General features: G+C 61.2%; 1 protein-coding gene (running past one end of the window). It reads left to right on the top strand.

Translation table 11 applies throughout. From position 1 onward, the window contains the following. On the top strand, positions 1 to 17,884 hold the 3' portion of the coding sequence (locus tag J3R75_RS16485) for a leucine-rich repeat protein (RefSeq protein ID WP_307263863.1). 11,021 nt of this gene lie to the left of the window's left edge; 17,884 of the gene's 28,905 nt are visible here — the last part of the coding sequence; its start codon lies off the left edge, out of view; it ends in the stop codon at positions 17,882 to 17,884.

Here is a 17,884-nt window from a genome sequence, read left to right as displayed (position 1 = left end):
CCTCAACAGCATCGAGTTGCCCGAAAGCGTCACCAGCATCGGCAATTACGCCTTCAACTATTGCCGGAATCTCAGTAGCATCACCTTCGGCAATGGCCTCGTCAGCATCGGTAGCAACGCGTTTTACAACTGCAATGCCTTAACTGCCATCACCCTGCCAGAGTCACTGACTATACTGGGCGCATACGCCTTTTACGGCTGCACTGGTCTCACTCACATCACCATCCCTGACGGGGTCAAGGCCATCAACAGCTACACGTTCTACAACTGTAGCAACCTCACCACCATCGACCTCGGCCAAGGCCTTGTCGACATCAATGACTACGCCTTCTACTACGCCCTCGGACTGACCAGCATCACCATTCCCGACAGCGTCACCAGCATTGGCAACTACGCCTTCTACTACTGCACGGCTTTGACCAGCGTTCATCTTGGTGCCGGCGTCACCACTCTCGGCAACTACGCATTCTACAACTGCAGTTCACTGGCCGCCATAGACATCCCAGACAATGTCCGCAGCCTGGGCGAACGCGTATTTCGCGCCTGCGGCTCCCTGGCCACCGTCAGCATCGGCAGCGGTGTCACCAACATCGGCTACCGGGCCTTCGAAAACTGCAGTGCCCTCACCAACATCGTCATTCCCGACAACGTCACCACCCTTGGCAACGAGCTGTTCCGCTCCTGCACTAATCTCGTTTCGGTGACTATCGGTAATGGTATGACCAGCATCCCCAACAATCTCTTCTATGATTGCAACAGTCTCACGACCCTGTCCATCGGCAATGGCATCGCCGCCATCACCGATGCTCTGTTCAACTACACGCCGCAACTCACCACGCTACACATCGGCACCGGGGTCAACAGCATCACCGCCAATGCCTTTGCCAACTGCCCGTTGCTGGCGACCATCGCCATTGCCCCAGCCAACCCGACTCTCAAAACCGGCGAAGACGGTGTCATCTTCAATCACGATGGCACCGTCATCGTGCACTATCCCACCGGCAAGGCCGGGCCGTACGTCATCCCCGATGGCGTCACCGACATCGCCGATGGCGCCTTCGCTTACGCACGTTTGCTCAATGCCCTTACCGTGCCCGGCTCACTCAAGACCATCCCGGGCCAGGCATTCCACGTCTGGAGCTTTAACAGCAGCCTCAGCGAAGTTATTCTCCGCGAAGGCATTGAACACATCGACTGCCAGGCATTCCTGGGCTGCCCCATTGGCCAGGTTACCCTGCCGGCATCGCTCATCAGCTGCGACCCCGAGGCCTTCACCAACACCAGTGGCGCCGGCCCTCTCTCGCCACTGGCCGCCTACGACGTCGCGCCAGGCAATACCCATCTCAAAACGATTGACGGCGTGCTCTTCTCCGCTGACGGCACAACCCTCCTCTCCTATCCACAGGCGCGCACCGGCGCTTACACCATCCCCGACGGCACCACCACCATCGGCCCCTACGCCTTCGCCGCCACCGCCATCGCCGGCATGATCATCGACGATGATGACAACCCCGTCTCAGGCGTCCTCGTCGTGCCACAATCACTCACCACCATTCACGACAGCTCCTTCTCGCTCTTCGTTGACTGGCACAACGACGCCGACGCCTTCTTCCTCGGCGCCCCACCAGCCATCGTCCTCACCGACGAGGTGGTCGGCCCCATCGTCTTTAACTACGGCAGCGATCAAGCCGCCGCCTGGCAAACCGCCATTGACAACGACGGTACCCTGCACGGCTATGCCACCAACGCCCTCCCCGGAGCCGTCGTTATACCCACCCTCGAACGCGAAGATGGCGTCACCGGCGCTAATGCCGCGCTCTACTACGGCACGCTCGTGCTCCTTGCTGGCTCTGAGAGCGCCGACCTCGATAACATCACCCTGCGCTACACGACCGACGGCACCTACCCGAGCCCCGATAGCACGGCCGTCACCAATGATCGCATCAATCTGAACGGCGGCGACTGCACGGTTGTGCTCGCGCCCTTCCGCGGTGAACAGGGCGAACTCCTTTGCGGGCCGGTCATTAGTCAGTCCTTCCTGGATATGGGCTCCCTCGCCGATGCCGTCAACGACGACAGCCTGGTTTTCACCACCAACGTGGACTACCCATGGCGCCCGATCGATACCACCGACCCATGGGGCAACTCCAGCGCCGTCCTTACCGACGGCAGCTCCTTCACCGCAAATGAGCCGTCATGGTTGCAGACCACCGTCCAAGGCCCCGGCTGCCTGAGCTTCTTCTGGGCCAGCAACTCAAACAGCTCACCAGGCATCTTCACCGTCCTTGTCGATGACGATGTCGTCTTCACCCACAGCGGCCCCAGCCAGGGCTGGCGCAAACAACGCCTGCAGATCGCCGAGGGCAACCACAGCATCACCTGGCAGGCAGTCCGCGACCTCAGCGCCACCCGTAGCAACGGCCCCTATTTCATTGACCATGTCATTTGGACCCCCGGCAGCGACCTCAGCTTCATTTTCACTCCCGATGCAAATAACCAGACCGCCGTCCTCATGGACTACGTCGGTCTGAGCCCATTGGTTGAGATACCTGACAGTGATAACGACGGCAACACTGTCGTCGCCATTGACCGCTTCGCATTCACGGACAACACGACCATTAACTGCGTCAGCATCCCCGCCGGCGCCGCCATGTTCAGCTCCACGAACGCCTTCAGTGGTTGCTACAAACTCACAGACGCCCTCTTCCGTGGCGATCCACCCAACGTCATGCCTTCCTTGCCTCCATGGGCGACCATCTACTATCCCCATGACAGCGCCGCCTGGGATGGCTACGGCAGTAACTTGCCCTATACCTTCCTGCCTTTGGCCTTCCCGGCCGTGTCCGCGCCGGTCATCTCCCGCGAAGGAGGCGAACCCAATTCCTTCGCCGACTGCTTCAGCGGCTCCCTCCTGCCTACGTTCGCCGTCCCAGCCGGCTCCACGGTCAGATACACTCTCGACGGCTCCGCCCCCTCGGCAGACAGTCTCAGCGACAGCGGCGAAGCAATCACCACCGGCGTCCGCATTGCCGCCCGGGCCTTCCGCGATGTCGCTGGCGTCCAGCTGCCCTGCAGTCCCCTCGCCCGCCGAACCTTCGTCAATAGCGATGAACTCAGTGATGCCGCCGGCCCATCCAAGGTACCCATCGCCTTCCTCACCGATGGCGACTGCCCATGGCACGTTAAAAACACCCGCTACAACGACGCCGAGGACGCCGTCATCGCCTCAGAGCAGATGCTGCCCGGCACCAGCTCCGCTCTCTACGCGGCCTTCGTCCTGCCCGCTGACGGGCTCTTTGCCTACACGGAAAAGGCCCCCGCTGGCGACATTCCCGCACTATTCACCTGCGTGATTGTCGATGACCAGCAAAACACCGTCGCGGCCACCCCCACCCGCCAAGCACTCGGTGTCTTCACCGATGCCATCAGCAACAGCCAGGACCTCCTAACCCGCGTCACCTTCAAGTTACCCGCCGGCAGCTATACCGCTATCTGGACCATCACCGCCAACACACTTGACTACAGCCGCCAGCACGCACATCTCAACAACATCACCGCCGTGGCTGAAAAAGTTGTACTGACCCTCGTCGCCGACCCGGCTGCCGCCGGCACCTTCAGCGCCAACGGCGGCCAAGGCAGCTCGTTCCAGTTCCTCATTGGCGATACGGTCGCGATCACCACCACGCCCGGAAACGACTATTTCTTCACCCAATGGCAGGACGGCATTGAAACAGCCACCCGCAGCGTCGTCATCGCCGACCCGGATGGCCTTTCTGCCGACCCCAACACCTACACGGCGTCCTTCACGCCCGCCATTCAAATCAATACCGCCGTCGACCCATCCGGTGTCGGCTACGTCAACGGCGGGAACCGCCGAGTCCCGCTCGGCACCAGTGTCACTCTAGACGCCTATCCGCCCAACTACGGCTGGCGCTTCAATCGCTGGGCCGATGACGACGACGATCCTGCGACCGACCCCATCCCCGCCAGCAGAACCTTCACGTGCACCCAAGAACACCACAACCAGACTTTCACCGCCATCTTCTCCAGACAATTCTACGTCTATGCCTACCCGAGCGGTGGCAATGTCACCGGCGCCAACCACTACTACGATGTCGACTACGCCAGCCAGGCCGTCGTCGTCACCCTCACCGCCGTACCAAGAGACGAAAATTACGCCTTCGTCTGCTGGGACGACAACAACAACGGCGTCCTTGATCCCGGCGAAAACACCAATCCCACCCGCGACTTCAGTGTCATCTGGTCAACACTCAACAGCTACTTCCGCTTCTACCCATACGCGCTCTTCAAACAGTCCGCCATCGTCAAAGTCAATTTCGCCGACGCCAGCGACGCCCTTCTCGGCTCCTACACTGTCACCGATGCCAACGGCCAGGTCATCCCCCTGGCTGACATCCAGGCCGGTGTGCGCCTCGCCGTCGGCACGCCTCTCACCCTCAGCGCCCAAGCCGGCGACAACTGCCGCTTCAAACGCTGGATGCAGAATTACTACACTTACTCCGAAAGCGCAACCCTGGACATCAGCGTCAGCTCCTCCAGCTACTACAACACCTACTATGCCGATTTCGTCCGCGTCATCCCCTACCAAGTCGCCCTTGCCGACGGCAGTCCCGACGGGGCCGGCATCCGCATCCACCGGCCATACAGCGATGTCGATCTGCCCGCCAGCGGCCTGGCCGACGCCGGCGAAACCCTCGTCCTCGAAGCTATCTGCCCAGAATACTACCGCCCACGCTGGCAAGATGACAACAGCTACACAACACGCAATGTCGTCATTAGCGAAAACCCCGCGCAGAACAGCTATGTCCTCACCCTAATCCCGACCTACACCGTCGTCCTCACGGTCAGCCCCGACGACTGCCCCGCCAACTATGTCAATTTCAACTCCCGCAGTTTCGATGTGGGCGCCGCCGCCCAAATCACTGCCAACCCACAGCCCAACGATGGCCGTTACTGGCGCTTCCGCAGATGGTCCGACGGCGATACCAACGCTAACCGCAGCGTCAACTCCGACACCAGCACCACCCTGACCTTCACTGCCGACTATGAACGCTACGCCCGCATCAATGCCAGCGTCGCACCTGGCAATGCCTACAACGCCGGCTATTTCGAAGGCACCGGCGATTACGCCGTCAGCGACACGGCGCGGGACGTCACCATCACCGCTAAGGCCAACGACGGCTATCGCTTCGACCGCTGGACCGATGACGCCGCCAACAGTCTCCCCGATCCAACCAACCCAGAACGCGTCGTCTCCATCACTACGGCAGATAAACTCCTACAGCTGCGCGGCAACTTCATCCGCACTTACCAGGTCAGCATCGGCGTCTACCCCGGTACCGAAAACTACGGCAGCATCACCGCCGGCGCCCTGAACAACGCCACTCTTGACACGGGCACTGAAATATCCTTCACCGCCACCCCCAACGCCGACAGCCAGTTCATCCGCTGGTGGCTCAACGGCTACCAAGAAAGCGACACCAGCCCAAATCGCACTGTCACCATCACCCGCAACTCCACCTACCTGGCCGAATTCACCAGCGAAGCCCAAATAACCATCAATATCGCCGCCGGGCAGGAAAACTGGGGCTGCCAGGCCGGCGTTGTCAATGCCGACAATTCTCTCACCCCCAGCGGCAAATTCCCCGTCGGCATCCGCCAGACCATTGAGGCCCGACCCGCCGCCAACCACCGCTTTGTCCGCTGGTCCGATGGCAACACCAGCAGTCGGCGCTCCATCTCCCTCACCAGCGAAGGCTTCGCCATCACCGCCGAATTTGCCCAAACCACCACGCTCACCATGGACTTTACCACCATCCCGACCGAACTCCCCGACGGCATCAGCGCCCCGACCATGAGCTGCCGCGTCGGCGGCAGCTCCATGACCTTCTCGACCACCACCTCGGCCAACAACACCAGAACTTTCGACGTCGGCCAATACAACGTGAGTTACAGCGTCTATGGCGACTGGACTGCCCCAGCCGCCGAAATGATCGACCTCGTGTTCGGCCAGCCATTCGTCCTTTCCCGCAGTTTTACCCTCATCACCAAAGGCAATCTCACCGGCTACCTCAGCCCCTCCGAAATCACCGGCGCTTGGCGTATCAAAGACACGGCCGACTGGCTGGGTAGCGCCACCACCCTCGCGATCGAAGCTGGCGACTACATTATTGAATTCCAACCCGTCGATGGCTGGCTGACTCCCGCCGACCGCCAAGTCACCGTCATCGCCAACCGCAGCGTAAACTTCAATGCGCCTTACTCAGCCATCGTCCCCGGCGTCGAGCTGAGCTTCTCGCCCGTGGAAATCTCCGAAGCAGCCGGGCCCAATGCCGCCATCGCCACCCTCCGCCGTGTCGCCCTTGATGGCAATCCCATCAATCTCAACCAGGCGCTGGCCATCACCCTCACCGTCAGCGAAGCCAACGCGCTCATCCTGCCCAACACCACCATTCAGATTCCTGCCGGCAAGCCTGAAACTCAGTTCCCCATCGGTGTCATCAACAACACCATCGTCGAAGACGTCATCAACGACGATAACGGCAACCCGCTGGCCCCCGGGCGACTCGTCCACATCAACGGCAAGGTCGTCATGAGCCCGTCCTGCAATTGCACCGGCCTGCCCACCGACGGCAACTCCGAACGCGCAATCCAGGCCGGAGTCATTCTTTGGGATGACGACAGCCCCGCACTCAGCCTAACCGTCGCTCCGTCCACCCTGCCCGAACGCGATGACCTCTACCCACAAGCGCTCACCATTAGTCGCAATGACGAAAGCCCCGATGATCTCGTAACCGTAGCGATCTCCGCATACGTCAGCGGCAGCCAAACACCCGATGACGGCTCCGAAATCCAGTTCTGGCAAAACGGCGTCAGACTGCCTTTCGCCACCGAAAACGACCCGACCGTATCCCTCGTCACCATTCCTGCCGGGCAACGCAACGTCAAGGTCGACGTCCTCGCCTGCAACGATGGCAAAGTCGACGGCAACCAGGTCATCTCCGTCTTCGCTGACGCCAACGACTACGCCTCCGGATCAGCCTGGCTGATGGTCAGTGACTTAAGCTTCCCCGACTACACGATCAGCAGCATCGTCACCCCACCAGCCGCCCTCGAGTCGGGCGCCAGCTACCAGCTGCAACTCACCCTCAGCAATGTCGGCAATATGGACGCCCCCATCGGCTTGCAAATACCCATCGCCATCCATATTTCCCGCAGCGGCAGCACCACCGCCGCCAACCGCCTCCTGCATACGCACGTCGATATTACTGCCGACCAACCCCTACCCAAAAATGGCAGCATCAACCTCGAACTCACTGTCGATCTGCGCAATCCCGCCGATCAAACGGACATCGCCCCCGCCAACAACTGGCAGTTCGGCGCCGTCGTCAACCCCGACCAGGCCCTACGCGAAGTCAGCACCTTCAACAACATCCGCTGGTCCGGCCAGTTCACCCTCGACGCGTCGTACATTGCACAGCTGACTCCATTGCCCGAAAATACCTGGATTTTGCCCGACGGCGAACTCACCCTCAGCGGCCTGGCCGTCAAGTCTGTCAACAACCCCACCCCCGTGCCCGGCGTCGATGTCGATGTCTATGTCATCTGCAAAGGCTACCGCCGCGTCATCAAAACCACCAGCGGCGCCGACGGCAGCTTCAGCGTCCTCTTCACGCCCAATGTGGCCGAACGCGGCCACGTCACTGCTGGCGCCTGCTACCCGAACATCAACAGCAGCGCCGTCCAACAGGAATTCGACGTGCTGGCCTTCGCCCGCGGTGACGGCCCGCCCTACGTGCGCTGGGACGTCACCGTCAATACCCCAAAACAATACAGCTTCAAGCTCATCAACCCATGCCAAACCACTCTCACCGGCCTGGACTTCGGCGTCAGTAACGTCAGCGATCGGGTTGTGCTTGACTTTCCCGATATTCCCGACTCCCTGGCCGGTGGCGACTCCATCACCATGGACTACACAGTCACCGCCACCGAGCCCAGCGCGGGGCGTGACTACGAACGCTTCCAGCTCTTCTTCACCAGCGCCGAAGGCGCGCGTCTCGACGTCCCCGTCTACTTCTTCGCCATTCCCCAATATGCCACTCTCGCACTTGAACCTACCAGCATCAACACCACCATGCAGGTCGGCGTCAGCCGCGACATCGAAGTCACCATCAAAAACACCGGCGCCGCCGACAGCGGCCCCGTGTCCATTAGCACGCCAACCCTCAGCTGGCTCAGCCTCCCCGCCGGCAACAGCATTCCCAACATCGCCCCTGGCGAAAGCGTGCCCTTCATCATTCAACTCTGCGGCGACGACACAACGCCATTGGGCATGCCGCTTAGCGGCGCCATCGCCGTCAACGCCGAAAACGCCACCAACGGCGTCCGCCTGCCCTTCCGTGCTACCGCCGTTTCCGACGACCGCGGCTCATTGGCCGTCACCGTCGTCGACGAATACACCTACTACGAAGCCAATGAACCCAAAGTCAAAAACGCCAACGTCACGGTGAAAAACCCCTATACCGGCGCCATTCTCGCCACCGGCAGTACGGGCGACAGCGGCGTCTGCCTGATCACCGACCTCCCCGTCGGCAAGGCGCAAGTCCTCATCAGCGCCGACAAACACGACAGCGGCGTCAAGCTGGTCGATATCGCCCCCGGCTTCGAAGCCGCCCTCGAGGTCTTCCTCAGCTATCAGGCCATCACCTACAACTGGGACGTCGTGGCTACGGAAATCGAAGATGAGTACGAGGTCGTCCTTACGGTCGTCTACGAAACCAACGTGCCCATGCCCGTTGTCAAAACCGAACTGCCCACCGACTTCCGCGATATGCTCCCAGGCAGCACCCGACTGATCAACGCCGTCGTCACCAACGAGGGCCTCATCAACGCCAATAATGTCCGTCTTGACTTCGAAGACGCCGGCAGCTTCACCTTCGAATGCATGCAGCCTGACGACGGCTTCACCCTCTTCCCACAACAAGCCGCCGTCGCACCTGTCATTGTCCGCCGACAGGAAGCCGGCACCCGCACCGCCGATCCCTGCCGCACCTACGTCGCCACCGTGTACTACTACGAATGCGGCACGGACTTCAGATGGCATAAATTCTCCAAGCAAATCACCCTCAGAGATTGTAGCTACTCCAGTAACGGCGGGGGCGACAACCTGAGCCTACTGCCCTCAAGCAGTGGCGGCGGCAGCGGCAGCGGCCTTCTCGACTTCCTTCTCTCGCCCGGCACGCCATACAACTCCACCGCCAATGTCAGTACGCCCACCTTCCCATCCCTGCCGTCCATACCCATCAGCTGTATTCCCTGTCAAAATGGCATCTTCACCTCGGCCTTCAAATGCGCTATGGGCTTCCTGCCCATCGGCTGTATCTGGGGTATTATCGACACCATTGGCAGTATCGTGGGTAACTACGACCAGGGGCTCGAAGGATGGGCCAATATCACCGCTGATACCTCCTTGACCACCGTCGGCTGCGTCGCCGAAGGCGTCGCCGCCCCAGTCGCCGGCGTCCTCACATGCATCAAGGGCTTTATGAGCGCCTGCGACGGCCTTAATGGTAAACCACCTCTGCCCGTGCCATGGCCCAGCGACAGCGGCTTCTCCGAAAACGGCGGCACCCGCAGCAACACCCGCAGCGACAACCCCAGCTGGATGCAGGATGCCCAGAACAAAGCCTTCGTCGCCTACAAGCAGGGAGCCGCGCACGCGGCAATCACCGTCGAGTACTACGGCAGCGAAGCCTGGCTCGACTGCGAAGCCGTCCAGCTCAAGGCATTCAACGACGCCTTCCAAAATCTCTCCCAACCGAACGACGACGGCAGCACGTCCGTCGTCCCGGAAGACTCGCCGGAACTCATCGCCGTTCTGCCCCAAAACCTCAGCACGGACGACCTCGCAACCTTCGTCGCCCGCTGGAACCGCACCATCGCCTATTGGCAGAGCCTCCCCGGCGGCGAAAACCAGCCACTGCCCGGCAGCACCGACAACAATGGCGACGACATCATTGACCTCAGCAAACTGAGCGAATACCGCAACGTCATGGTTGACTGCGAAGAAGAGGCACACGACCTCGGTTATGACAACGTCCGCGCCCTTATTGAAGCGCAGTATAAGATCGCCCAAGAGCAGTCATCGTCCTCGCCATCGGTCTGCGCCAAGGTCACCCTGGAAATCAAGCAAAAAATCACCATGACCCGCGAAGCCTTTGACGGCACGCTGACCATGACCAACGGCCACGAAACCAAAGCCATCACCGCCCTCGGCCTAAAGGTCAAAGTCACTGACCTGGATGGCAACGACTGCACAGACCTCTTCGAAGTCGTCCCTCTCGAAGACCAATTCGACGGCATCAGCGCCATCAATGGCACCGGCACTATCGCCGCCAAGGCTACCGGCAAAGCCATTGTCCGCTTCATCCCCGAGCGCGGCGCCGCGCCCGAAACCCCCATCGCCTACAATTTCGGCGGTACTCTCACCTACATCAATCCCTTCTCCGACGCCACCGCCGTCATCGAACTCACCCCCTGTACTCTCACCGTCAACCCAAGCCCAAACCTCCAAATTCACTACTTCCTGCAACGAGATATCTTCGGCGACGACCCGCTTACCAAGGCCATCATCGAACCATCATACCCCGCCGAACTCTCCGTCTTGATCTACAACGACGGCTTTGGCGAGGCCAAGAACGTCCGCATCGACTCCGGACAGCCACAAATCATCGACAACGAAAAAGGACTGCTCGTCGATTTCGCCCTCTGGGACTACGAAACCACGGAGTCCATGCTCAACGGCACCCCAAACTACGCGCCACTAGGCCAAGTCAATCTCGGCAATATCCAGCCCAAGACCACCGGTCTGGCACAGTGGTGGCTGACCTGTTCGCTGTTGGGACACTTCATCGGCATGGAAGCCCGTTTCACCCACCTCAACAGCCACGGCAACCCCGAACTCAGCCTCATCGAGTCCGTCGATATCCATGAACTAATCCGCAGCGGCAGACACCTCACCCGCGATGCGACCATCTTTCTGGTCAATGACCTCGAAGATGCCGAGGACACGCCCGATACCATCTGGTTTAGTGACGACGCCCTCACTACCGAAGTCATGAGCGTCAATTACAACCTCCTCAGCCCCCCGCAGCTGCATTTGGATACAACGCCAGTGAGCTACACCATCCAGATTGAAACCCTGCTGCCCGGCTGGCATTATTTCAAACTCGACGACCCCGGCAACGTCGGCTGCCTGCCTGGCGAACGGCGCTTTGAAATCACCGGCATCAGCCGCAATGACACCGCGACACGCGCCATCATTGCTCTGCCAACCCAAAATTGCTGGCAGACCGACCGGACGCTCCCCGACGGCAATGACCCCATCAATGAAAACAAACTTCACCTCGTCGATTATCTCGCCGCCGGCATCTACAACTACACCATCACCGTCGCCCGGCGCCCCGAAGCCGCCGTCAAGGTCAACCGCTTCACCGCAGTGAGCTCAAACTTCGAGAATGTCGACGATTATGTCCTCACTGGCGATATTGACAGCGTCACCGTCATCTTCAATACCGAAATTGATCCGGCCACCTTCACTGCCAGCGATTTCACCCTGCGCAGACAAGGCGTCATCATCCCCCCCGCCGACCTGGCGGCCGCCATCAGCATCGCACCCGACCCCAATGACGAATTCAAGCTCAGTCACGTCATCTCAGGCCTCGGAACCTTCACCAACCAGGACGGCTTCTACGTCTTCACGGTCCAATGCGCCGGCATCGCCGACCCGGAAGGCTTCTACGGCAGCACCGGCAAGCAACTCATGTGGGCCCGTCAGCACGACTTCATCAGCGCCGGCACCAACCCAACCCCAATCTTCTACGCCATGGAACGCATTGTTCCCGAAGCTGGCATGGAGGGCGAATTCGATGTCAAGTTGACCTTCATGGGCAACATTGACCCTGACACCGTCACCTTGGCAGCCTGCACCTTGAAAAAGAACGGCCAGATCATCGCCCTCCCAGCAAATGTCAGTATCGTCGAGGATGACTCGGAAGCCGGCGTTTTCTATATCTACGGCCTGGACCAACTGCCGGCCGAAGTGGATTTCTACTCCTTGCGCTTTGATGCCGCCATCGTCAAAGACATCGTCGGCAACGCTGGCAGCGGCACCCGCTCCGTCGCTTGGGGCAATGATATCACCCCGCCGGCCGAAATCGCCGACCTTAGCGTCACCCCGGATACCGGCTTCTCAAACACTGACCGCATCACCCAGCTAGCCGCCGAAGACGATCTCACACTCGCCGGCACCCTGCCGGAACTGCCCTGCAGCTACCAGCTCTTCGCACTGCCCGCTGGCGGCAATGACCGCAACACCCTCAGTGACAAAACCTTCGTACCAGAAGAAGGCAACCGCGCCTTCAGCATCAGCTTTAGTCTCCCGGAAGGCGCCTATACGCTCATCCTAGCGTTGCAGGACGAGGCCGGCAACACCCGCGAGCAAAGCCTTTCCCTCATCATCGACAACACCGCACCGCCACCGGTCACCGAGGGCGTCATCGAACCAGACACCGGCCATAGCGACAATGACCGGATTACCACCTTGGCTGCCGATGCGTCGCTTACCTTCAGCGGCAAAGTGCCCGAAACGCCCGGCTCCGTGCTCGTTGGCTGCGCCACCAGTGACAGCCGCGCCGCCACCGATCTGGCTGGCGCCAAGGTCTTCGCTGCCCAGGACGATCCGTCCTTTAGCTTCAGCGCCACCGGCATCGGCGAAGGCCGCTACATAGTCACCTGTGTCTTTAGTGACGCCGCCGGCAACAGCAGTACCGAGCTGTTCCCCTTGGTCGTCGACAACGGCGCACCGGCCATTGAATCGTTCTCGATGAAGCCTGATACCGGCCGCTCGGCTGCAGACCTCATTTCCCGAGGTGCAGCCTTTGAACTCATTTCCCGCAGCAGTGAGGTGCCCTTTGTCATTGGTGTTGACGTCAACGGCGTCGCCTCTGATTCAGTGCTGGTCACTGCTGTGCCTTATCATTCACACCTGGCTGAACTCACTGCAGGGAATCACGAAGTCACAATCACGATTCACGACCTCGCCGGAAACAGCAACAGCAGCAATTACCAGATTGTCGTTGATAACACATCGCCGGCATCCCCTGGCGCCATCGCCATCAGCCCCGACTCAGGTACCACCGGGGACTTCATTACCAAGCTACCCACCGGCGAAAATCTCACCCTCAGCGGCACCCTCCCGGAAAAACTCCTCAATGTGATCATCGAAAAAGGCGGCGTCAATCTCGCCGAAACGACTTGTGAAGGCGACCAGCAAAGCTTCGCCCTGGCAATCCCACTTGAAGCCGGAACGCACATTCTCACTATCATCACCACCGATCAGGCCGGCAACAGCACCATCATTGAACAGACGGTCATCATCGACAATTCCTTCCCCGCCGCCACAACCGGCCTGGCTATCGCGCCCAACACCGGCACCGCCGGCGATTTCATCACCCAACTCGCCGCCGATGCCCAACTCACCCTCAGCGGCACCCTGCCCGAGAAGCTACTGACAGTCACTATCAGCGAGGGCGACACCGTCCTGGGCACCAAGACCTGCGCAGGCGACGACCAGGTATTCGCCCTGGCACTCCTCCTTGCCGAAGGCACGCACGCCCTCACCATCACCACCACCGACGTCGCCGGCAACCGCACGGCCCTCAACCAAACGGTCGTCATTGACAACACGGCGCCAGCAGCCGTCACTAATCTAGCCATTGTCCCCACTACCGGCGCCGCCGGCGATTTCATCACCCAGCTGGCGGCAGACGCTCAGCTCACCATCAGTGGTACATTGCCCGAAAAACTGCTGACCGTCACCATCAGCGAAGGCGAAACCGTCCTGGGCACGAAAGTCTGCACCGGCGATGACCAGGCCTTCTCCTTGGCCTTCCCACTGGCCGAAGGTACGCACGTCCTCACGATCACTACCACGGATCAGGCCGGCAACAGCACGATCCTCAACCAGACGGTGATCGTTGACAATACCGCCCCGGCCGCCATCAGCGCCTTGGCCATCACGCCCGACACCGGCGTCGCCGGCAACTTCATCAGCCAACTTGCGACCGATGCCCAATTGACTCTCAGCGGCACGCTGCCAGAGAAGCTCCTGACTGTCACCGTCGCCGAAGGCGCGACCATCCTGGGTACCAAGACTTGCGTCGGTGACGACCAGGCCTTCGCTTTGGCCTTCAACCTCGCCGAAGGCACGCACGACCTCACTATCACCACCACGGACCGCGCCGGCAACAGCACGGTCCTCAACCAGACGGTGGTCATTGACAACACGGCGCCAGTTGCCGCCACCGATCTGGCCATCACCCCGGACAGCGGCGGCGCCGGCGATTTCATCACCCAGCTGGCAGTCGGAACCGACATCGGTCTAATTGGCGCGCTGCCCGAGAAGCTCCTGACCGTCACCGTCCGTGAAGGTGCTACCATCCTGGCGACAAAAGTCTGCACCGGCGACGACCAGGTCTTCGCCTTGGCCTTCCCCCTTGCCGAAGGCAGCCACGACCTTGTCATTACCACCACCGACCTGGCCGGCAACAGCATGGATCTCAACCAGACGGTGGTCATCGACAACAGCGCGCCGGCCCTCATGACCGACCTGGCCATCGCCCCCGATACCGGCCGCTCCGATAGCGATCTCATCACCAGCCAGAATGCACCGCCACTCGGCATGTTCTTCCGGTCCGAAACCCGCGAGGGCGAAGAACCCGTGCTCGCCCTCACCGGCACTCTACCCGAGAAGGGCCTCAAAGCCGAGTGGTTCCGTGAAACCGACGAGGGATACCTCTCACTCGGCACTCACCAGTACAGCCAGGACGACGACACGGCCTTCAGCGCCGCGCTGCCATACCTGCCAGACGGAACCTACACCTTTATCGTCCGACTCACCGACGCCGCTGACAACAGCCGTGACACCGCGCTGGTCTTTGTCGTAGTCGACAACACCGCGCCGGCAGCCACTACCGGCTTGGCCATCGCGCCCGACACCGGCGCCGCCGGCGACTTCATCACCCAGCTGGCGGCCGACGCCCAGCTCACTCTCAGTGGCACGCTGCCCGAAACACTACTGATCGTCACCGTCGCCAAAGGCGAGACTGTTTTGGCCACCAAGACCTGCGCAGGCGACGACCAGGCCTTCGCCCTGGCCTTCGCGCTTGCCGAAGGCACGCACGCACTCACCATCATCACGACCGACGTCGCTGGCAACAGCACGGCCCTGAACCAGACGGTGGTCATTGACAACACGGCGCCAGCAGCCATTACCGGCCTGGACTTCACGCCAGACCTCGGTCTTTCCGCTGAAGATTTCATCACCTACCTGCCCGACGGCGCCATCCAAACACTATACGGAACCCTCCCCGAGACGCTGCTGACCGTCACCATCAGCGAAGGCGAGACCATCCTGGCTACCAAGACCTGCGAGGGCGACGACCAGTCCTTCGCCCTCGTCATAGCATTGGCCGAAGGCAGTCATGACCTCGTTATCACCACCACCGATCAGGCCGGCAACAGCACGGTCCTTAACCAAACGGTGGTCATTGACAACACCGCTCCAGACGCCACGACCAACCTAGCCATCACACCCGACACCGGCATCGCCGGCGACTTCCTTACCCAGCTCGCCGCCGCTGCCCAGCTCACCCTCAACGGCACCCTGCCTGAGAAGCTGCTCAGCGTCACCATCAACGAAGGACAAACCGTCCTGGGCACCAAGACCTGCACCGGCGATGATCAAGCCTTCGCCCTGGCATTCCTCCTTGCCGAAGGCAGCCATGATCTCACCATCACCACCACGGATCTCGCCGGCAACAGCACGGTCCTCAACCAGACGGTGGTCATCGACAACACCGCGCCAGCCACCACCACCGATCTGGCCATCGCGCCCGACACCGGCACCGCCGGCGACTTCGTCACCCAACTCGCTGCCGAAGCTCAACTTACCCTCAGCGGCACGCTGCCCGAAAAACTGCTGACCGTCACCGTCAGCGAAGGCGCCGCCGTCCTGGGCACGAAAGTCTGCGCCGGCGACGACCAGGCCTTCGCCCTGGCCTTCCCGCTTGCCGAAGGCACGCACGCTCTCGTCATCACCACCACCGACCTGGCCGGCAACCAAACCGTCATCAACCAGACTGTCGTTGTCGACAACAGCGCGCCGGCCGCCATCACGGGCCTGAATATCGCCCCTGACCGTGGCACGCCAGGCGACTTCGTCACCTACCTCCAGACGGCTGAGCCTATCACCATCGGCGGCAATCTCCCCGAAAAACTCCTCAAGGTGACCGTCAGCGAGGACCAGACCATCCTGGGTGAAAAACTCTGCCAGGGCGACGAACAGGCCTTTGGCATCGGCTTCCAGCTCGCCGAGGGCACGCACGTCCTCACGATCACTACCACCGATCAGGCCGGCAACAGCACGGTCCTCGAACAAACGGTGGTCATCGACAACACGGCCCCCGCTCCCGCCGCCAATCTGACCATCGCGCCGGACAGCGGCACCGCCGGCGATTTCATCACCCAGCTCGCGGCTGACGCCCAGCTCACCCTTAGCGGCACCCTGCCCGAAAAACTGCTGTCCGTCACCGTCAGCGAGGGCGAAACCGTCTTGGCCACCAAGACCTGCGAGGGGGACGACCAAGCCTTCGCCCTGGCCTTCAACCTGGCCGAAGGCACGCACGCCCTGGCCATCACCACCACGGACGTCGCCGGCAACCAGACCGTCCTCAACCAGACGGTCGTCATCGACAACACCGCGCCGGCTGTTCCCACCAACCTCGTTCTGGCCCCCGACCACGGGCAATCCGCCACCGACGGCATCACCTGGCTGGCGGACAACGAGGAGCTCGCGCTGGCCTTCCTGCTGCCCGAGCGCCCCGTGCATATCAATCTGTCTTATCGCCTGGAAGGCTCCGAAACCATGACTGACCTCTTTGCAGCCGACCGACCGGCCGAAGAGCCACTCCAGGCACTCATACCCGTCGACCTGCGCGACGGCGGCACCTACACGCTCGTGCTCAGCATCGCTGACCCGGCCGGCAATCAGTCCGCCGCAGTCACTCTGCCCCTGCAGATCGACGCCACGCCACTGGCCGTCGCCATCAGCGACCTGCCGGTCAAGCCCGGCGACGACGACAGCCTCACCATAACCTTTAGTGACGACATCGTCGATGGCGAGTTCACCCTCGCCAATATCGCCCTGACCTTCGCCGGCACGCCTTGCCCGCAACTGGCCTTGACTCGCGTCGACGCCAAAACCTACACCCTCAGCAATCTTCTTGAACTGGTCGACGACGATGGCGACTTCAACCTCACCATCACCCGCGACGGCCTCCACAAGGCCCTCTCCGGTCTCCCCGACGCCGGCGATCACCCCGAAACCTGGTCCTTCGCCTACGACAACCCCGCCTACGCCTGGCAGCCCGGCTGGAACGCCGTCTTCCTACCCTTCGACGAGATCACCCCAAGCACCCAGAACGGCCTCACGGCGATGCCCCGCTTCAAGGTCGTCAACGGCGCCACAGTCATCACCAATGGCGTGCCACAAATATGCAGCGCCCTCTGGATCTTCTGCGCTGATCCGGCCACCGCGCCACAACTGCGAGGCATCTTCTGCGACAACCAAGAACCGGCAATCCCGACGCTCGCCCCCGGCGAGTGGACCTTCACCGGACCACGACACGAAATACCGGTCCCCGAAGCCATCACCGCCTGGGAATGGCAAAACGGCAAATATGTCCGTGCACAGACTCTCCTCCCTGGCCGCGCCTACTGGCTGTTCCTCGCCCCTGAAGAATAG

Source organism: Oligosphaera ethanolica, assembly GCF_030814695.1.
Taxonomy (GTDB): Bacteria; Verrucomicrobiota; Lentisphaeria; order Oligosphaerales; family Oligosphaeraceae; genus Oligosphaera; species Oligosphaera ethanolica.
The sequence above is the reverse complement of the archived record's forward strand: the minus strand, read 5'-3'. Positions and strand labels throughout refer to the sequence as shown.